A 17,489-nucleotide genomic window follows, 5' to 3' on the forward strand; every position below is an offset into this window, starting at 1 on the left:
GATGCCCATGACGAAGACGGCGACCATGCTCGCGGCGGGCCTCGCCGCTCTGCTCGCGGCTTGCGGCGGCAACGCGCCCGAGGAGAGCGCCAGCACGGCGCCGGCGACGCAAGCGCAGGCGGGCGGTACAGAGGCCGCGGTCCCGCCTGCGCCCGAGCCGGCCGCCAGCGTCGATCCCGCCGCCACGCCGATCCCGACCCCCACTGCGACGTCCGAGGTGCCTGCCCCGGCTGCGCTCGCCCCGGCCGCCGCCCAGGCCGCCGCCTCGGGCGCCCCGGGCAGTGCAGCGCCCAAGCCCGTGGTGGCCGCCGCTCCGCCGCCGGCCTTCGCGATCTGCCGCTCGTGCCACGCGACCGAGCCTGGCCGCAACGGCATCGGGCCGACGCTGGCCGGCATCGTCGGCTCCAAGGCGGGCGAGGTGCCAGGCTACGCCTTCAGCCCCGCGCTCGAGGCCTCGGGCATCACCTGGGACCGCGCTTCGCTCGACACCTGGCTCAAGGGACCGACGAGGATGGTGCCGGGCACCAAGATGGTGCTCCCGGTGTCGGACCCGGGCAAGCGCGCGGCGATCATCGACTACCTCGAAACGCTCAAGTGACCGCTGCCGAGGTCCAGGCCGAGGCGGAGATCCGCCAGCTGCTGGCGCGCTGCACCCAGGCGGGCGACGCGCGCAAGGCGGAGGCCTACGCCGCCTGCTACGCGCCCGACGGCATACTTGCGCTCGACGGCGGGGCGGTTGCCGGGCGCGAGGCGATCCGCGACTGGATGCGCGCGCCCTCGGTGATTCCCCCGCCGGCGAGCGGGGCGCCGGGCTTCGTGAGCCATCACCTGACCACCTGCAGCGTCGCCTTCGACGGCCGGGAGGCGGCGACGGCCCGCACCTACTGGCTGGTCACCAGCGCCGCGGGGCTCGACCACAACGGCTTCTACGTCGACCGCCTCGTCCACGACGGCGGCGGCTGGCTGATCGCCCACCGCCGCCCGCGCACGCTCTGGATCAGCCCCGCGAGCGTTCTGCGCCGGGGAGACCCTGCGGTCACTCCATGAACCAGCCGTGGCTGGCGACCAGCGACTGGCCGGTCAGCGCGTTGGTCGGGAAGGCGGCGAAGAACAGCGCCACCTCGGCGATGTCCTCGACGGTGGTGAACTCCCCGTCCACGGTCTGGCCGAGCATCACGCGCTGCACCACCTCTTCCTCGGTGATGTTCAGTTCCTTCGCCTGCTCGGGGATCTGCTTGTCCACCAGCGGGGTGCGCACGAAGCCGGGGCAGATGACGTTGGTGCGCACGCCCTTGCGGCCGCCTTCCTTGGCGATCACGCGGCTGAGGCCGAGCAGGCCGTGCTTGGCGGTGACGTAGGCGCTCTTGAGCGGGCTGGCCTCCTTGGAATGGACCGAGCCCATGAAGATCACCGAGCCCGATCCTTGCGCGTACATGTGCGGCAGCACCGCCTTGGAGGTCAGAAAGGCGCCGTCGAGGTGGATCGCCAGCATCTTCTTCCAGTCGGTGTAGGCGAAGCTCTCCACCGGGTTGACGATCTGGATGCCCGCGTTGGAGACCAGCACGTCGACCGTGCCCCAGGCCGCGACGACGTTGGCGACGCCGGCCTCGACCTGCTCCTCGCTGGTCACGTCCATCGCCACCGCCATCGCGGTGCCACCCGCGGCGGCGATCGCGTCCGCCGCCTTCTGCGCCGCGTCCAGGTTGAGGTCGGCGATGACCACGCGGGCGCCTTCGCCGGCATACCGATCGGCGATGGCCCTGCCGATGCCGCTGGCGGCGCCGGTGACGATGCAGACCTTGTCCTTGAGCTTCATGCTGGTTCTCCGTGTCGAAGGCCGCTCCGGCCCCGTTCGTCCGTCATTCCGGGTTCATGCCAGCGGTAGCCCGCGATGCAAGGGGCCGCTCCAGCCGGTTGCCGGCCAGGTCGAAGGTGACGATCTCGTCGGGGTTGAGGTCGCGGCCGACCCAATCGGGGTGCCGCAGCGAGTGCTCGGCGTCGTACTTGCCGCAGCCCCAGTGCTCGTCCACCGTCATGCGCGAGAACTCGTAGTCCTTCGAATTGGTCTCGTAGCCATGCGCGCGGTTGATGAGGTGCATCACCGCCACGGCGCCCGCCGGCTGGCAGTCGAGCAGGCGGGCGAGGTCGGGGTCGTCCCGGAGCTCCTCGGGCAGCTTGCGGGCGAGGCGGCGTGCCGCCGCGCGCATCTTCTGCAGCGCCTTGGACATGTCGGTGTTGAGGCGGGTGCGGCTGGAGTAGCGAATGTCCTTCTCGCGCTGGGCGATGTCCGCCATCGTCTCGGGCACGATCCCGCGCGAGGAGAACAGGTCGACCTGATAGACGGTCATCTCCTCCGAGCTGCGGTTGTCGAGCACGTACTGCAGCGGCGTGTTGGAGACGAGGCCGCCGTCCCAGTACCATTCGCCGTCGATCTCCACCGGCGGAAAGCCCGGCGGCAGCGCGCCGCTGGCCATCACGTGCTCGGGCCCGATGGTGCGCTCGGTGTTGTCGAAGTAGGCGAAGTTGCCGTTCAGCATGTTGACCGCTCCGACGCTGAACCGGATCTCGGCGCGGTTGAGCCGGTCGAAGTCGACGAGGTCGAGCAGCGTCTGGCGCAGCGGCGCGGTGTCGTAGTAGCTGAGGCGCCCGAGCCGGTTGGGCCACTCGGGCAGCGGCATGGGGAAGCGCGGCGTGAAGAAGCCGGGCACGCCGAAGGTCGCGGCATACTGCGCGGAGATCTCGTTGAAGGCGCGCCGGGCGAAGCCGATCGGCTCGTCGAGGCGATAGGGCAGTTCGCGCGAGACCATGTGCCAGAACCGGCGCAGCGCCGGGATGCGGTCCGCGGGCGCGTTGCCGGCGATCAGCGCCGCGTTGATCGCGCCGATCGAGATGCCCGCCACCCAGCGCGGTGCGATGCCGTCCTCGTGCAGCGCCTCGTAGACCCCGGCCTGGTAGGCGCCGAGTGCGCCGCCCCCTTGCAGGACGAGGACGGAATGCGGTTCGGTCTGCGGAGCGTTCACGTGGGATCCTGCGGCGGGGAGAGGGATGCTGCAGTGCAACAAATGGCGCCTCGCCGGGTTCCCCGCAAGAGTCCTCCGCAGGCCTTGCCCGGGCGCGCCGGAGGCCTGCGGATCAGGCCGCCACCCCGTCCGTCGCGCCTTCGCTGGCAGCCTCGAGCAAGCGGCGCTCGAGCGTCTTGAGCCGCGCCGGCGCGGTCAGCTTCTCGCCCAGCAGGTCGGTGACGTAGAAGGTGTCCGCCGCGCGCTCGCCGTACGTGGCGATGTGGGCGGAATGGACCATGAGCTTCGATTCGAACAGGGCATGCGCCAGGCGGTTGAGCAGCGCCGGCCGGTCGCGCGAATTGACCTCCACCACGGTGAAGCGGTTGGATCCCTTGTTGTCGAACAGGACGCGCGGGCGCACCTCGAAGGCGTCCGCGCGCGGCCGGGCGTCGGGCCTGGCGACGAGCTGGGGCAGGATCTGGATGCGGTTGGCGAGCGCGTTCTCGATCGACAGGCCGAGCCGCTGGAGCTGGGTCTCCTCCATGAAGGGACGGCCGAGCGGATCCTGCACCAGGAAGTTGTCGACCGCGCGTCCGGTGCGGGTGGTGTGAATGCGCGCATCGATGATGTTGCCGCCCGCCAGGTGGATGCCGCCGGCGATGCGATAGAACAGGCCGGGGTGGTCGGAGGCGATCACCGTCACCAGCGTGGCGCCGCGTGCCGGGTAGTACTCGGTCGAGATCGACAGCGGCTCCTCGCCCGCGGCGACGAGCTGGGCGAGGTTCCTGGCGATCACGTCGTCGGGCTCGGCGATCCAGTAGGCATCCCCCATGACGCCGCCGATCTGCTCGACCAGCGCCGGGTAGTCGCCACCCCGTGCCGCGACCGCGGCCTTCTTGGCCTCGACCCGCTTGGCGCGGCCGAACTCGGCATGGCCCAGGCGCAGGCGCTCCTCGGCCGCGCTGTAGAGCGTGGCGATGAGCTGGCGCTTCCACGAGTTCCAAGTGCCCGGGCCCACGGCGCGGATATCGACCACGGTGAGCACCGTCAGCTGGCGCAGGCGGTCGATCGACTGCACCACCTCGACGAAGTCGGCGATGGTCTTGCCGTCCGAGAGGTCGCGCTTCATCGCCGTTGCGGAGAGCAGGAGGTGGTGCCGCACCAGCCACGAGACCAGCTCGGTCTCCTCCTCATCCAACCCGAAGCGGGGGCACAGCTTCAGTGCGATCTCGGCGCCCAGCACCGAATGGTCGCCGTTGCGGCCCTTGGCGATGTCGTGCAGCAGCACCGCGACATAGAGTGCGCGGCGCGAGCGCAGCTTGTGGATCACCTCGTGCGCGAGCGGATGGTCGTCCTTCAGCTCGCCTCTCTCGATCCGGGAAACGAGACCGATGGCGCGGATGGTATGCTCGTCCACCGTGTAGTGGTGGTACATGTCGAACTGCATCTGCGCGTTGACGCGGCCGAACTCGGTGACGAAGCGGCCGAACACACCCGCCTCGTTGAAGCTGCGCAGCGCGGCTTCGGGGTTGTTGCGGGTGGTCAGCAGCTCCATGAACAGCTCGTTGGCGCGGCGGTCGTGGCGCACCTCGTCGCGGATCAGCGCCGCGTCGCGCGAGATCAGGCGCAGCGTCTCCGGATGGATCTCCAGCCCTTCGCGGTCGGCCAGCACGAAGATCTCGATCATCCGCACGGGATCGGCGGCGAACCAGTCATCCGACGGCGCCTTGAGCCGGCCCCCGAAGACCTTGTAGCCCTTGACCATGCGCTCGCGCGCGCGGAAGCCGGCCAGCAAGCCGCGGGGCTGGCGCCGCGCGAACTGTTCGTCGAGCTGGGCCAGGAACACGCCGGTCAGGCTGCCGACCACTTTCGCCTGGAGGAAGAACATCTGCATGAACCGCTCGACCGCGCTCTTGCCGGGGCGGTCGGAGAAGTTCATCCGCGCCGCCACTTCGCGCTGCAGGTCGAAGGTCAGGCGGTCCTCGGCGCGGCGGGTGATCGTGTGGAGGTGGCAGCGCACCGCCCAGAAGAAGTTCTCGGCGCGGCGGAAGGCGCGGTATTCGCGGTGCGTCAGCAGGCCCACGTCGACCAGTTCGGCCGGAGAGCGGACCTTGTGGATGTACTTGCCGATCCAGTAGAGCGTATGCAGATCGCGCAGGCTCCCCTTGCCCTCCTTGACGTTGGGCTCGACGACATAGCGGCTGTCGCCCATCCGCTTGTGCCGCTCGTCACGCTCGGCCAGCTTCTCGACCACGAACTGGCGCTCGGTGCCCGAGACGACGTCCTTGAAGAAGCGCGTGCGTGCCTCCTCGAAGAGCTGCTGGTCGCCCCAGACGTAGCGCCCCTCCAGCATCGCGGTGCGGATCGTCAGGTCGGCCTTGGACATGCGGACCATGTCGTCGAGCGAGCGGCTGGAGTGGCCAACCTTCAGCGACAGGTCCCACATGAAGTAGAGCATCGCCTCGATCACCTGCTCGCACCAGGGCGTCTGCTTGATCGGGGTCAGGAAGGCGATGTCGACGTCGGAATGCGGCGCCATCTCGCCGCGGCCGTAGCCGCCCACCGCCATGATCGTCAGCCTCTCGCCCTTGGAGCGGTTGCTGGCGGGGTAGACGTTGGTCACCACGTGGTCGTGGATGATGCGCAGGAGCTGGTCGACCAGGAACGCCTGCGCCTCGGCCACCTCGTGCCCGGCGGACGGCCGCGCGATCAGCCGGCGCGCGATCTCGGCCCGCCCCGTTTCCAGCGCCCCGCGCAGGATCTCGACGATCACCTTGCGGGCCTTGGCGGCGCCGTGTTCGGCGACAACCTCGCCGATGCGGCCGACGAGGTCGCGGCGGTCGATCACGGAACGGGGGGCGGGGATTCGGATCACGCTCATGGCGCTCTGATCTAGGGATTGCCGGGCGCGAGGGAAAGCGGCCAGGTGGCGCCAGGCCGGGCTCATTCGTGCGACAAGCGAATTGCCCGCTACCATCGGGCCCGGGGCTATGCCAGAAGGCCGCCGGCGAAGGCCATGAGGCCCGCCCGGACATGAAGCACGCGAGGTCCCCGACTTGTCCCTGACACTGCTTGCCGCCGCCGCCACGCAGGCGCCCCAGCCGATCTACTGGGTCGAACTCGGCCTGCGGAACGGCATCGACCTGGGGTTCTTCACGCTGCGGTACTACTCGCTCGCCTACCTGGCGGGCATCATCCTGGGATACTGGCACCTCGGCCGTATGATCAAGGGACCGGGCGCGCCGATGGCGCAGCGCCACGCCGACGACCTGTTCTTCTACTGCACCATCGGCATCATCCTGGGCGGGCGCCTGGGCTACGCCACCTTCTACACCGGCGGCAGCTCCGACATCCCGAGCCTGTGGCTGCACCCGGCCGAGCTGGTGAAGCTGTGGCATGGCGGCATGAGCTTCCACGGCGGCCTGATCGGCGTGCTGCTGGCGCTGGCGTGGGTGTCGTGGCGCAACCGGCTCGATTTCCTGCGGGTGGCGGACTACATCGCGGTCTGCGTGCCGTTCGGCATGCTGTTCGGCCGCCTCGCCAACTTCGTGAACGGCGAGTTGTGGGGCCGCGTGGTCTCCGGGCCGCTGCCCTGGGCCATGGTCTTCCCCGACGCAGGACCGCTGCCGCGCCACCCCAGCCAGCTCTACGAGGCGGGGCTGGAGGGGCTGGCGATGATCGTCGTCATGCTGGTGCTGTTCTGGAAGACGCGCGCCCGCCATCGTCCCGGCCTGCTGGTTGGCGTGTTCACCGCGGGCATCGCCTCGGCCCGCTTCACGGTCGAGTTCTTCCGCGAGCCCGACGAGCAGCTCCAGCACTTCGCGCAGGCGACCGGCCTATCGATGGGCCAGTGGCTGACGATGCCGCTGATCCTGCTGGGGCTGGTCCTCGTCGCCCGGGCGCTCGCCCGCCCGGTGGTGCCGACGCGCCGGCCGATCGAGATCACCTGACCACGTGCCGGAGCAGGGCCACGAGCCGCTGGCGGCGATCTTCCGGCGGCTGATCGCCAGCTACGGGCCGATCACGCTGCAGCAGTACATGGGCGAATCGAACGCCCGCTACTATGCCGGCAAGGACCCGCTCGGCAGCGGCGGCGACTTCGTGACCGCGCCCGAGATCAGCCAGATGTTCGGCGAGCTGCTCGGCCTGTGGCTCACCGACATGTGGATGCGCGCCGGGGCGCCCACGCACGTCCACTACGTCGAGCTGGGCCCCGGCCGCGGTACGCTCGCGCGCGATGCGCTGCGGGTCATGCGCCGTCAGGGGCTGGCGCCGCAGGTCCACCTCGTCGAGGCGTCCGAGGCGCTGCGCGCGGTCCAGGCCGGCGCGGCGCCCGAGGCGCGATGGCATAGCGACATGGCCTCGCTGCCCGAAGACGGCCCGCTCCTGCTCGTCGGCAACGAGTTCCTGGACGCGCTGCCGGTGCGCCAGCTGGTGCGCGTGGCGGGCGGCTGGCGCGAGCGCATGGTGGACTGGCGCGAAGGGCGCTTCGTGCCCGTCGCCGGCGACCGGCCGATGGACGCGGCGGTTCCGGCCCCTCTCCTCGAGAGCCCCGAGCAGACCATCATCGAGACCTGCCCCGGGGCGGCGGCGGTGGTCGACGAGATCGCCGGCCGCCTTGCCCGCCAGGGCGGGGCGGCGCTGCTGGTGGACTACGGCCATGCCGAGCCGCGGACCGGCTCGACCCTCCAGGCCTTGCGGGCGCACCGCAAGGTCGATCCCTTCGCCAGCCCGGGCGAGGCGGACCTGACGTGCCTGGTCGATTTCGCGGCGATAGCCGAGGTCGCCACCGCCGGCGGAGCGCGCCACCTGGGCACCGTGACGCAAGGCGCGTTCCTGCGCGCGCTGGGCATCGAGACCCGCGCCGCCCAGCTCAGTGCCGTTGCACCGCAGCAATCTTCTGCCATAAGGGCCGCTACGGATCGCTTGATCGGTGAGGGGCAGATGGGGACGTTGTTCAAGGTCATGGGGCTGGCCGCCGACGGCTGGCCCGAGGGGGCGGGCTTCTGATGGACGCGCAAGCCACGGTGCCCGAGGCGGTGCCCGGGGTGGCGCCAGGGGAGGCGCCCGCCGGAGCCAAGTTCGCGCTGGAGCGCGTGGTCTTCTTCTCCGATGCCGTCTTCGCCATCGCCATCACCCTGCTGGTGCTCGAGATCGAGGTGCCGCACCTGCCGCACGACGCGCCGCCGCATCGCTACTGGGAAGCGCTCTACGAGCTGGTTCCGAGCTTCCTTGCGTTCCTGCTGAGCTTCCTGGTGATCGGGCGCTTCTGGCTCTCGCACCACCAGATCTTCGGGCGTGTGAAGCGCTTCGACGTCCGGCTGATCTGGCCCAACATGCTCTACCTGCTGTCGATCGGGTTCATGCCCTTCACGACCGCGTTCATGGCCGCGGGGCGCAACACCTTCGTCCCCGCCTTGTGCTACAACCTGAACCTGCTGGTGGCAGGCCTGCTGGTGTGGCTGCTGATGTACCGGGTGGAGAAGCTGGACCTGGCCGCCCCCTCGCCCGACCAGGGGCAGACCGGATCGCCCAGCGTCGTTGCCGCCGCGCTGCTCTCGATCGCGCTGACTTTCGTGATCCCGGCGCTGAGCCAGTTCGGCATGGTCACCATCCCCCTCTGGCGCAGGCTGTTCCGCCGCCGGAGCGCCGCATGACCGCGGCCGCTGCCCGCCGCGGCGCCGCCGCGGCGCCGCGCCCGATCACGCCCGACCGGCTGGAGCGCGCGCTGGGCTGGCTGTCGCTCGTCATGCTCGCCTTCGTCGTCCTGGCCGTGTTCCGCGGCATGGCCGACTGGGGCAAGATCCCGGGCGTGATCTGGCTGCACCTGGCGACGATCGCGATCGCGCTGGGGCTGACGCCGGTGCTGCTGTGGAAGCCGCGCGGGACCGCCGGCCACCGCAAGCTGGGCTATGCCTGGAGCGCGGCGATGTTCCTCACCGCGGTCGACAGCCTGTTCGTCACCACCAGCCACCCCGGGCAGTTCAGCCCGATCCACGCGCTCTCGGCGTTCACGATCGTGGCCGTGCCGGTGGTGGTGCTGTCCGCCCGCCGCCACAAGGTGGAGCGCCACCGGCGCACCGTGCGGGGCCTGGTCATCGGGGCGCTGCTGATCGCCGGGTTCTTCACCTTCCCGTTCGACCGGCTGCTGGGGCATTGGCTGTTCGGCTGAGCGCCCCGGCTGCGGGCTTGGGGCCCGGGCGCCGGTCGATCGAGCGCCAGCTCAGCGGTCCAGCCGGACCGCGCGTTCTTCCTGGGGCACCTGGCGCACCGGAGCCGCCGCCAGCCACTGCTGCAGCGCTTCGCTGTCGATCATCCCGCGGACGGGATCGACGCCTTGCCGGAACGTGGCGAAGCCATCGCCGCCCTCGGCCAGGAAGTTGACGACGGTGACCCGGTAAGTCGCGGCCGGCGCCAGCGGCTGGCCGTCGAGCGTCAGCGACACCACGCGGCTGCCGGCGGGGCGCCGCATGTCGTAGGTGAACCGGAACCCGGCCGAGGGCGAGAGCGCCTGGAGGCTGCCGGCATCGTTCAGCCCTTCCTCGATCACGGCGCGGACCTGTGCGCCGGTCAGCGTCATCGTCACCAGCTCGTTGTTGAACGGCTGGGTGGCGTAGACCTGGCCGAAGGTGACGGTGCCGTCGGCGGCGGGGTCGATCGGGGCGCGCAGGCCGAAGGGGTTGGTGAAGGCGATCCGCGCACCCGCGCCCTTGCTGGCGGCGAGCTGCGCATCGGCGACGAGGTTGCCCAGCACGCCGCCGCTGGCGTCTTCGGACGAAGGCTTGGCGGCGACCCCGGACAGGCGGCCGACCGGGCGGTTGATGAGGTCCTTCGCGGCGCCGACGTACTTGGCGACGTAGCTGGCGACGTCGGGCCGCGGCTGGAACTGGGGGTAGGCGGCGGTGTTGGGCGCGTCGCCCCGCCCGCTGGTGTAGGGCTGCGACTGCACGATCACGTTCTGCGCCTTCTTGCCCACGACCGTGTGGGTCGCCGGATCGATGGTGAGGGTGATGTCGGTCACGAGCTTGCCGTAGACGCCGGCGCTGGTCAGCAGGATCGAGCCGCCGCCGTGGGCGTAGTCGCACACGTACTGCCAGTGGGTGTGCCCCGAGACGACGAGATCGACGCCCGGGTCCAGCTGGTCCAGGATCGGCCGGATGTCCCCGGTCAGTCCCTCGCACGAGTTCGGGTCCTCGGCCGTGGTCTTGCCACCCTGGTGGATCAGCACCACGACGGCATCGGCGCCCTGCGCCTTGAGCGCCGGGATAGCCCGGTTGATCGCCTGCGCCTCGTCCCCGAAGGTGAGCCCCGCCAGCTGGTTGGGCGAGACCAGCGTGGGCACGCTGCGCAGCGAGAGGCCGACGAAGCCGATCGTCACCTTCTCCCTGCCCGTGCCGAAGCTCTTGAGCCCGGTGGCCGGGAACAGCGTGGAGCCGTCCGCGCGGTAGGTGGTGGCCGATAGGTACTGGTATCCCGCGCCCTTGAACGGCTCCAGCTGGCAGGGTTCGAGCCGGGTGTTCTTCTCGCAGCCCCCGCTCTGGAGGCGCTGGAGCTCCTTCCAGCCGCGGTCGAACTCGTGGTTGCCGACCGCGTTGAACTCCAGCCCGATGCGGTTCATCACGCCCACAGCGGGCTCGTCGAGGTAGAGCGAGGAGGCGAGCTGCGACGCGCTGGTGAGGTCGCCCGCCGCGACCACGACGTGGTTGGGGTGCCGCGCCTTGACCGAATCCACCGCCGAGGCGAGCCAGGCCGCGCCCCCCGCAGGGACGGGAATCGCCTCGCCGCCCGGACCCGGCGCGACCACGGCGGCGCGCGGCGGCTCCAGCGCGCCGTGAAAGTCGTTGAGCGCGATGATGCCGACCTCGACCCGCGCCGCCGCGGCACCGGCCGGCGCCTGGCGAAGCCCCGAAGTGGTCCCGCAGGCGGCGACGAAGGGAAGCGGGAGAAGCGCAAGCGCTGCGGACGGACGGATTTTCATGGCCGGGCCATATCGCACCGGGGTGTGACAGACCAAGGACCATTTTTTCGCGGTTGCGGCGAAGATGCTGCGCTGCGCCCCCGGGGACCGTAGTGCGCGGCGACCATTTCCGGCAATCGCTTCCGCGCCATTCCTCCCCCTTGGGGGAGGGGCACCATGCGAAGCATGGTGGAGGGGCACGGGCGGTTTGCGTAACCTCGATCGGCGGGATGTTATGCTGTGGGCCAACGCGATGGCCCGCATACCGAGGATGCCCCTCCACCACCCTGCGGGTGGTCCCCCTCCCCGTTCCGGGGAGGATGGCTGCGACGGCGTCCCACCCACATCAGACCGCCTCACCCCGCTCAGCTAACGACCCATGCCGGGCATGCGCTTGCGCCTTCAGCCTTCCCGATAGAGGACGGGCTGCTTCGCCCACTTTGCGCCAATAGGTGCCCCCCGAGGCTAAGCCCGTAAGACGCTTCTGACACCGTGGGGAGCTACCGTGGTGGACACGCCATCCTGTGAAGCGAATACTGTGCGAAGGGCTTCTCAACGTTGTTTCCGTCCCGTGCTACGATCTGCCACACGAGGTGGTCTCCCGAGAGGTGCCAACGGTTCACGAACGCGTCGTCAGGATACTGGTAGGTGACGGTGAACCCATCGGAGCTGACTTCGCCTTGCCCCGAAGCGGCGAAGCCACCTCCGAAGCTGTCTGCCCAAAATCCCACGATCTGATCTGCCGCCTTCCCCGGCTGCTTGTTGGCTCCGCCGAATACCAGGTGAGCCGAGTAGCGATCTTCGGCATCGGCCATGGCGCTGCTTTCGAGATCGAGCGCCACCATCGCCTCCTGGACGATCGGCTTTGCGAGGATGCCGATGGTGACGGGCTTGTTCATCACCTCGCCGCTGCCTTCCCAGCAACCCTTGAGGGCGATCACCGGCGCCGGAACCGGCGTGGAGCCCGGCTCCGCAGAATGGGCCGCCGATGACGCGGCGAGCAGAGCCGCGACGGCACAACATAGCTTCTCGAACATCGAAACCCCCTGGATTTCTGCTTTTACTAGAGCGGGGGAGCCACGAAGCAAGGCGTGTCGGCTGATGGCGGTTCGTGGCCGCAAGCCGACCGAGCGCTCACCACCCACTTCAGACCTCCTCACTCCGCTCAGCCTGAGCTTGTCGAAGGCCGAGGCGTGGCGCGAGGTTCCGTGCTTCGGCAAGCGCAGCATGCGCGGAGTGATTGGACCGCAGTGCAGCTGACCACCCCAACTCGGTCGTTCCTGGCATCGCGGAATGCGCCTCCGCGGCAGGCCGGGGCTGGTGCGTGTCAGCGGGCCTCGTCCTCCAGTGCGTGCATCTGTGCGTCCGAGAGGCCGAAGTGGTGGCCGATCTCGTGGATGACGACGTGGGTGACGAGGTCTTCGAGCGCGACTTCGGTCTCGCACCACTCGGCCAGCAGCGGCTGGCGATAGAGGGTGACGCGCGGGGGCAGCTCGCCCGAGGTCCAGACCGAGTCGAGGTCCATCGAGCGTCCGTGGTAGAGGCCGGTCAGGGCGAACGGATCCTCGATCTCCAGCGCGCGCAGCGTCTCCTCGTCCGCGAACTCCTCGACATGGACGGTGATGCCGTCGAGGTGGCCGGCGAAGGGGTCGGGGATGCGCGCGAAGGCGGCCTGGGCCAGGGCCTCGAAGTCGGCGGCGGAGGGCGGGGGTCCGAAGCGGCGTGTCATGCCGGTGCTTGTGGCACTACGCACCCCTTGCGTAAATCGCCCGGTGCAAAGCCCTGCTCGCCATTACTCCGGAGCCAGGGCCAGGTGCCGCATGACGACGGCGCGGTTGCTGCGGTCGGCCTCGAAGCGGGCCAGGGCCGGGTCGCGGGCGAGGATCGCGGCGATGATCCGGCGCCGGCCCGCCTTCCAGCCGGGCAGGTCCTGGTCCAGCGCATGGACCGGCGCGCCGCTGCGGGTGGTCGCATAGCCCAGCGTCACGCGGGTGAGCATCTCGAACAGCGGCCGGCGCACCATGCGGAACAGCAGTTCCTGGAAATCGAACTCGAAGGCGCCGAGCTCGGCCTGGGTCGCGCAGGCCTCCACCCGCTCGGCTATGGCCCGCAGCTGCGCGAGGAGGTCGGCGTCGTCGCAGGCCGCGGCCGCTGCGGCGAGTTCGTTGAACAGGAGCGAGGTCATGTCGAGCGCCTCCTCCCAGGTGGCGGGATGGACTCGCAGGTAGGCGTCGAACGCGCGCTCCAGCGCGGCATCGTCGGGCCGGGCGCCGTAGTAGCCGCCGCCCGGCCCGCGGCGGACCTCCAGCAGCCCCTCGTGCTCCAGCACGCGCGCGGCCTGCTGCAAGGTGACGATGCCCACCTCCAGGCTCCGCGCCAGCGCGTGGAGCGATCCGATCAGCGTTCCCGTGGGCGCCGCGAAGATGCGCTGGCGCAGGACCTCGGTGGTGGCGGCAACGAGGTTGGTGCCGCGGCGCCGGCGGACGGCGACGGGCGCCGCAGGATCATTCATAGGCATAGTATAGGGTCCAGCGTTGCTGCTTTGGGGGCGTATCTTGCAATTCAACTCCGTTGCGAGGCTATTTAGAGGCACATAACATGCCGCTCAAGCAGGCAGGCCCGAAGGCCGGCCGATCGCAGGTTGGGAGCAGGCGATGGCATTCCTCACACCGGACCGGGCGGTTCTGCCGCGCCATAGCCTCGTGGTGGGCGACACCCGCGAGACGGGGGGCGGCGGCGCGCGGTTCGAGCACGTCTACCCGGGGACGGCGCAAGGCACCGGCGCGTTCCACCTCGCCGATGCCGGGGACGTCGATCGCGCCGTCGCCGCGGCGCGGGCCGCCGCGCCCGCCTGGCGCGCGCTGCCCGGCGACAAGCGGCGCGACCTCATGTTCCGCCTCGCCGCGCTGATCGAGGAGAAGGCGGCGGAGATGACCCCGCTGCTCTCGATCGAGAACGGCTCGATCATCCTCGCCGGCCCGCACATGAGCGCCGATGCCGCGCAGAAGTTCCGCTACTTCGGCGGCTGGGCGGATAAGATCGAGGGGCGCACGGTCTCGACCTGGGGCGGGCCGGCGCACGACTACGTGATGTACGAGCCCTATGGCGTCGTCGGCGTGATCGTGCCGTGGAACGGGCCGCTCTTCGCCGCCACGATGTGCCTGGCGCCCGCGCTCGCCACCGGCAACTGCGTGGTGCTCAAGGCGCCGGAGAACGCGCCCTATTCGCTGATGAAGCTGGTCGAGATCATCGCGGAGGCGGGGTTCCCGCCGGGCGTCGTCAATCTCGTCACCGGCGGGCCCGATGTCGGCGCGGCCATGGTGGCGCACCCCGGCATCGGCAAGATCGAATTCATCGGTTCGGGCGCCACCGCGCGCAAGATCCTCGCCAGCGCGGCCGAGACGCTCAAGCCGGTGGGGCTGGAGCTCGGCGGCAAGTCGGCGGTGCTGGTCTTCGCCGATGCCGACCTGCAGGCGGCGGCGAAGCGCGGGCTGTCCGGCGCGGTCAGCGCCAACGGGCAGGGCTGCGTCAACGGCACGCGGCTGCTGGTGGAGCGCGCGATCTACGAGCCCTACGTGCAGATGCTCGCCGCGATGGCGGGGCACGTGAAGGTCGGCGATCCGCTGGCGATGGACACGATCATGGGCCCGGTGATCTCCGAGGCCGCGCTCGCCCGGATCCAGGGCATGGTCGAGGGCGGCTTGGCCGACGGCGCCCGCCTCGTCTGCGGGGGCGAGCGGCTGGGCGGCGAGCATGCCCCCGGCTTCTTCCTGCCGATCACCGTGCTCGCCGACGTCGCTCCGCAGAGCGCCATCGCCCGCAACGAGGTGTTCGGCCCCGTCCTCGTCGTGACGCCGTTCGACAGCGAGGAGGAGGCGATCGCGCTCGCCAACGACAGCGACTACGGGCTCGGCGCCTACATCCACACCACCAGCCTCGCCCGCGCGCACCGCGTGGCCGGGCAGATGATGGCCGGGCAGGTGCAGGTCAACGGCTCGGGCGAGGCGATGACGCCCTGCGTGCCGTTCGGCGGCATGAAGCATTCCGGCCACGGGCGACTGGGCGGGATCGAGGCGTTGCGCGAGTTCCAGCAGGTCCGCAACGTCTGGGTCAACCTGCAGGAGGGATGACGATGCTCGATCCGCAGGACCGCATCGCCGCCGGCCTCGCCGCCGAAGCCCGCGCCACCGCCCGCCCCGCGCGCGCGCCGCAGACGCTGTTCGAGCAGTCGTGGCGCGACTTCGTGTGGGCCGAGGTCTGGACCCGCCCCGGCCTGCCGCCGCGGCCGCGCCACCTCGTCGCGATGGCGAGCGCGGCGACCTGCGGGCTGGAGGAGCGCCAGCTCGACGACTTCGTGCGCGGCGCGCTGGTGGGCGACCACCTGAGCCTGCCCGAACTGCGCGAGGCGGCGCTGCACCTGGCGGTCTACGCCGGCTGGGGCAACGGCGGCAAGCTGGACCGCGCCGTCACCCGCGTCGCAAGCGAGCTGGACCTGCCGCCGGCCGAGCTGCCGCCGCTCGCGCCCGCGCCATGGGACCCGCAGGCGCGCAACGACCGGGGCCACGCCGCCTTCGCCAAGGTCATGACCTTCGCGCCGGGCCCGCCGAGCTCCCCCTACCTGGAGGGCATCAACAACTTCGTCTTCGGCGAGATGTGGTGGCGGCCCGGCCTCGACGAGCCGTCGCGCCGCTGGATCACGCTGGTGGGGGTGTGCGAATCGGCGGCCGAGATCCCGATCCGCAGCCACGTCCACGCCGCCATGGCGAGCGGCAACTGCACCGGCGAGGAGATGCTCGAGTTCGTCCTGCAGTACGGCACCCACGCCGGCTGGCCCAAGGCCTCGCGCATCAACGGCGTGGTGATCGAGATGATCGACAAGGTCGCCAAGGGCCTGCCGTGGCACGGATGAGGGAGACGAGACGATGAACACCGACATGACGGGCAAGGTCGCCCTCGTCACCGGCGCCGCATCGGGGCTGGGCCGGGCCAGCTCGCTGAAGCTGGCGAAGGCCGGGGCCGACCTGTGGCTGGTCGACGTCAACGCCCAGGCGCTGGCCGAGACGGCGGCGATGCTGGAGAAGAGCGGGCGCGCCGTCGCCACCCAGGTGGTCGATCTCTCCGACCCGGCGGCCTGCGCCGGCGTCGTGCCCGAGGCGACCCGGCGCTTCGGCCGGCTCGATGCGCTGTGCAACGTCGCCGGGCTGATCTACCTCGCCAACACGCCGCAGATGCCGCTGGAGCAGTACCGCCGTACGATGGCGGTCAACCTCGACGCGGCATTCATCCTCTCGCAGGGGGCGATCCCGCACCTGCTGGAGACGAACGGGGCGATCGTCAATGTCGCCTCCTGCGCCTCCTACATCGGCGAGGCCTATGCCGCCGCCTACTGCGCCAGCAAGTGGGGCATCCTGGGCATGACCAAGGCGATGGCGATGGAATACCAGAAGGCGCCGATCCGCATCAACGCGGTGGCGCCGGGCGGCATGGTCACCAACATCGCCATCAACTTCCGCCCGCCCGAGAACTGCGACTTCGAGCTGCTCAAGCGCTACTCGGGCCTGCGCGGGCAGGTGGAGGTGGACGACGTCGCCGACATGGTCCTGCTGCTCGCCTCCGAGGCCGGGCGCGGCTTTCACGGCAACTGCATCGACATCGACAAGGGGATCACGGCGGGCTGAGCCGCCGTCAGGGGAGCCATCAGGATGACCTTCACGCTCGATCAGTTCCGCCTCGACGGCAAGGTGGCGGTGGTCACCGGCGCCGGCGGGCGCGGCAATTCCATCGGCCGCGCCTATGCGCTCGGCCTGGCGGGGGCGGGTGCGAGCGTCGTCGTGGCCGATCTCAACCGCGAGGGGGCGGAAGCGGTCGCCGCGGAGATCAACGCGGCGGGCGGCAGCGCGGCGGCCGTGCAGGTCGACGTGTCCGACGAAGCCTCCACGCTGGCAATGGGCAGGGCCGCGACGGACGCGTTCGGAGGCGTCGACATCCTCGTCAACAACGCCGCGCTGATGGTCGACATCAGCTACGACAGCTGCGAGACCGTCAGCCTGGAGGCGTGGAACCGGGCGTTCTCGGTAAACCTCAACGGCGCGCTGCTCTGCGCCCGGGCGGTCATCCCCGCGATGCGCGAGCGCGGCGGCGGGCGCATCGTCAACCAGACCAGCGGCGGCGCCTTCCCGGCCAGCGGCCTCTACGGCATTTCCAAGCTGGCGCTGGTGGGGCTCACCACCACGCTGGCGAAGCAGCTCGGCAAGGACGGCATCACCTGCAACGCCATCGCGCCCGGCAACGTCACCTCGGACGCGGGCAAGCTGCTGGTGCCGGACGACTCGCCCTTCATCCGGTTCCTGGAGATGGCCTGCGCCACCAGGGCGCGCGGCGGTCCGGACGAGCTGGTCGGCACGCTGCTGCTGCTGTGCTCGGCGGCGGGGCAGTGGATCACCGGCCAGACGGTGCATGTCGACGGCGGCTGGGTCATGCGGCCCTAGGCGGGGCCATCCACATTCCGATGCCCGGGCTTCCTTGCGGAA

17 protein-coding genes are annotated in these 17,489 nt (G+C 70.5%); 10 read left to right on the forward strand and 7 right to left on the reverse strand.

What is annotated here, in order from left to right; translation table 11 throughout:
* Nucleotides 1–7 precede the first annotated feature (7 nt).
* Together ACFFJC_RS13175 and ACFFJC_RS13180 are read left to right on the forward strand one after the other, a co-directional pair.
* Nucleotides 8–598, forward strand: a complete 591-nt coding sequence (locus ACFFJC_RS13175; protein WP_379487940.1) for a c-type cytochrome — start codon at nucleotides 8–10, stop codon at nucleotides 596–598.
* Nucleotides 595–1,047 carry a nuclear transport factor 2 family protein gene (locus tag ACFFJC_RS13180; RefSeq protein WP_379487941.1) on the forward strand — a complete coding sequence of 151 codons (453 nt, stop codon included), beginning with the start codon at nucleotides 595–597 and terminating at the stop codon, nucleotides 1,045–1,047. Before ACFFJC_RS13175 ends, ACFFJC_RS13180 begins: the two co-directional genes overlap by 4 nt.
* On the opposite strand, the gene ACFFJC_RS13185 is transcribed toward ACFFJC_RS13180, so the two are convergent.
* The 3 genes from ACFFJC_RS13185 to ACFFJC_RS13195 form a co-directional block, all read right to left on the reverse strand.
* Nucleotides 1,037–1,816 carry a 3-hydroxybutyrate dehydrogenase gene (locus ACFFJC_RS13185; RefSeq protein WP_379487942.1) on the reverse strand — a complete coding sequence of 260 codons (780 nt, stop codon included), beginning with the start codon at nucleotides 1,814–1,816 and terminating at the stop codon, nucleotides 1,037–1,039. The genes ACFFJC_RS13180 and ACFFJC_RS13185 overlap by 11 nt on opposite strands.
* A gap of 43 nt (nucleotides 1,817–1,859) precedes the next feature.
* A complete protein-coding gene (locus tag ACFFJC_RS13190; RefSeq protein ID WP_379487943.1) occupies nucleotides 1,860–3,020 on the reverse strand; it encodes a patatin-like phospholipase family protein in 1,161 nt (386 codons plus the stop codon).
* Between the two features lie 112 nt (nucleotides 3,021–3,132).
* The gene (locus ACFFJC_RS13195; RefSeq protein ID WP_379487944.1) at nucleotides 3,133–5,883 is read right to left on the reverse strand and encodes a [protein-PII] uridylyltransferase; all 2,751 of its coding nucleotides are present in this window, start codon (nucleotides 5,881–5,883) and stop codon (nucleotides 3,133–3,135) included.
* A gap of 175 nt (nucleotides 5,884–6,058) precedes the next feature.
* On the opposite strand from ACFFJC_RS13195, the gene lgt reads away from it, so the two are divergent.
* From lgt to ACFFJC_RS13215, 4 genes are read left to right on the forward strand one after another with little or no spacing between them, the layout of a single operon-like run.
* Nucleotides 6,059–6,952 carry a prolipoprotein diacylglyceryl transferase gene (gene lgt, locus ACFFJC_RS13200; RefSeq protein WP_379487945.1) on the forward strand — a complete coding sequence of 298 codons (894 nt, stop codon included), beginning with the start codon at nucleotides 6,059–6,061 and terminating at the stop codon, nucleotides 6,950–6,952.
* A gap of 4 nt (nucleotides 6,953–6,956) precedes the next feature.
* The gene (locus ACFFJC_RS13205) at nucleotides 6,957–8,012 is read left to right on the forward strand and encodes a class I SAM-dependent methyltransferase (protein WP_379487946.1); all 1,056 of its coding nucleotides are present in this window, start codon (nucleotides 6,957–6,959) and stop codon (nucleotides 8,010–8,012) included.
* A complete protein-coding gene (locus tag ACFFJC_RS13210) occupies nucleotides 8,012–8,659 on the forward strand; it encodes a TMEM175 family protein (protein WP_379487947.1) in 648 nt (215 codons plus the stop codon). Before ACFFJC_RS13205 ends, ACFFJC_RS13210 begins: the two co-directional genes overlap by 1 nt.
* Complete coding sequence (locus tag ACFFJC_RS13215; protein ID WP_379487948.1) at nucleotides 8,656–9,174, forward strand: DUF2306 domain-containing protein; 519 nt, start codon at nucleotides 8,656–8,658, stop codon at nucleotides 9,172–9,174. Before ACFFJC_RS13210 ends, ACFFJC_RS13215 begins: the two co-directional genes overlap by 4 nt.
* A gap of 51 nt (nucleotides 9,175–9,225) precedes the next feature.
* On the opposite strand, the gene ACFFJC_RS13220 is transcribed toward ACFFJC_RS13215, so the two are convergent.
* The 4 genes from ACFFJC_RS13220 to ACFFJC_RS13235 form a co-directional block, all read right to left on the reverse strand.
* Nucleotides 9,226–10,980 (reverse strand): bifunctional metallophosphatase/5'-nucleotidase, encoded by a 1,755-nt coding sequence (locus ACFFJC_RS13220; RefSeq protein WP_379487949.1) that lies wholly within the window; start codon nucleotides 10,978–10,980, stop codon nucleotides 9,226–9,228.
* A gap of 479 nt (nucleotides 10,981–11,459) precedes the next feature.
* Nucleotides 11,460–11,996, reverse strand: coding sequence for a hypothetical protein (locus tag ACFFJC_RS13225; protein WP_379487950.1), 537 nt, complete (start codon nucleotides 11,994–11,996; stop codon nucleotides 11,460–11,462).
* 290 nt (nucleotides 11,997–12,286) lie between these two features.
* The gene (locus tag ACFFJC_RS13230; RefSeq protein WP_379487951.1) at nucleotides 12,287–12,688 is read right to left on the reverse strand and encodes a metallopeptidase family protein; all 402 of its coding nucleotides are present in this window, start codon (nucleotides 12,686–12,688) and stop codon (nucleotides 12,287–12,289) included.
* 63 nt (nucleotides 12,689–12,751) lie between these two features.
* Entirely contained in the window at nucleotides 12,752–13,477 is a 726-nt protein-coding gene (locus ACFFJC_RS13235) for an FCD domain-containing protein (protein ID WP_379487952.1), read from the reverse strand.
* Between the two features lie 136 nt (nucleotides 13,478–13,613).
* Between ACFFJC_RS13235 and ACFFJC_RS13240 the strand changes: the two genes are divergently transcribed.
* Genes ACFFJC_RS13240 through ACFFJC_RS13255 form a run of 4 tightly spaced genes read left to right on the forward strand, consistent with a single transcriptional unit; the run spans nucleotide 13,614 to nucleotide 17,447 of the window.
* Nucleotides 13,614–15,089 carry an aldehyde dehydrogenase family protein gene (locus tag ACFFJC_RS13240; protein WP_379487953.1) on the forward strand — a complete coding sequence of 492 codons (1,476 nt, stop codon included), beginning with the start codon at nucleotides 13,614–13,616 and terminating at the stop codon, nucleotides 15,087–15,089.
* A gap of 2 nt (nucleotides 15,090–15,091) precedes the next feature.
* Nucleotides 15,092–15,868 carry a carboxymuconolactone decarboxylase family protein gene (locus ACFFJC_RS13245; protein ID WP_379487954.1) on the forward strand — a complete coding sequence of 259 codons (777 nt, stop codon included), beginning with the start codon at nucleotides 15,092–15,094 and terminating at the stop codon, nucleotides 15,866–15,868.
* Between the two features lie 13 nt (nucleotides 15,869–15,881).
* Nucleotides 15,882–16,637 carry an SDR family NAD(P)-dependent oxidoreductase gene (locus ACFFJC_RS13250; RefSeq protein ID WP_379487955.1) on the forward strand — a complete coding sequence of 252 codons (756 nt, stop codon included), beginning with the start codon at nucleotides 15,882–15,884 and terminating at the stop codon, nucleotides 16,635–16,637.
* 24 nt (nucleotides 16,638–16,661) lie between these two features.
* Nucleotides 16,662–17,447, forward strand: a complete 786-nt coding sequence (locus ACFFJC_RS13255) for an SDR family oxidoreductase (RefSeq protein WP_379487956.1) — start codon at nucleotides 16,662–16,664, stop codon at nucleotides 17,445–17,447.
* The last annotated feature ends 42 nt before the right edge of the window (nucleotides 17,448–17,489 follow it).

Origin of the sequence: Novosphingobium soli (assembly GCF_042432915.1) — a bacterium.
GTDB lineage: Bacteria > Pseudomonadota > Alphaproteobacteria > Sphingomonadales > Sphingomonadaceae > Novosphingobium > Novosphingobium soli.

Coding starts and splice junctions, on each gene's coding strand:
- ACFFJC_RS13175 (WP_379487940.1), top strand. CDS start 8: ATGACGAAGACGGCGACCATGCTCGCGGCGGGCCTCGCCGCTCTGCTC.
- ACFFJC_RS13185 (WP_379487942.1), bottom strand. CDS start 1,816: ATGAAGCTCAAGGACAAGGTCTGCATCGTCACCGGCGCCGCCAGCGGC.
- ACFFJC_RS13195 (WP_379487944.1), bottom strand. CDS start 5,883: ATGAGCGTGATCCGAATCCCCGCCCCCCGTTCCGTGATCGACCGCCGC.
- ACFFJC_RS13210 (WP_379487947.1), top strand. CDS start 8,012: ATGGACGCGCAAGCCACGGTGCCCGAGGCGGTGCCCGGGGTGGCGCCA.
- ACFFJC_RS13215 (WP_379487948.1), top strand. CDS start 8,656: ATGACCGCGGCCGCTGCCCGCCGCGGCGCCGCCGCGGCGCCGCGCCCG.
- ACFFJC_RS13220 (WP_379487949.1), bottom strand. CDS start 10,980: ATGAAAATCCGTCCGTCCGCAGCGCTTGCGCTTCTCCCGCTTCCCTTC.
- ACFFJC_RS13225 (WP_379487950.1), bottom strand. CDS start 11,996: ATGTTCGAGAAGCTATGTTGTGCCGTCGCGGCTCTGCTCGCCGCGTCA.
- ACFFJC_RS13230 (WP_379487951.1), bottom strand. CDS start 12,688: ATGACACGCCGCTTCGGACCCCCGCCCTCCGCCGCCGACTTCGAGGCC.
- ACFFJC_RS13235 (WP_379487952.1), bottom strand. CDS start 13,477: ATGCCTATGAATGATCCTGCGGCGCCCGTCGCCGTCCGCCGGCGCCGC.
- ACFFJC_RS13240 (WP_379487953.1), top strand. CDS start 13,614: ATGGCATTCCTCACACCGGACCGGGCGGTTCTGCCGCGCCATAGCCTC.
- ACFFJC_RS13245 (WP_379487954.1), top strand. CDS start 15,092: ATGCTCGATCCGCAGGACCGCATCGCCGCCGGCCTCGCCGCCGAAGCC.
- ACFFJC_RS13250 (WP_379487955.1), top strand. CDS start 15,882: ATGAACACCGACATGACGGGCAAGGTCGCCCTCGTCACCGGCGCCGCA.
- ACFFJC_RS13255 (WP_379487956.1), top strand. CDS start 16,662: ATGACCTTCACGCTCGATCAGTTCCGCCTCGACGGCAAGGTGGCGGTG.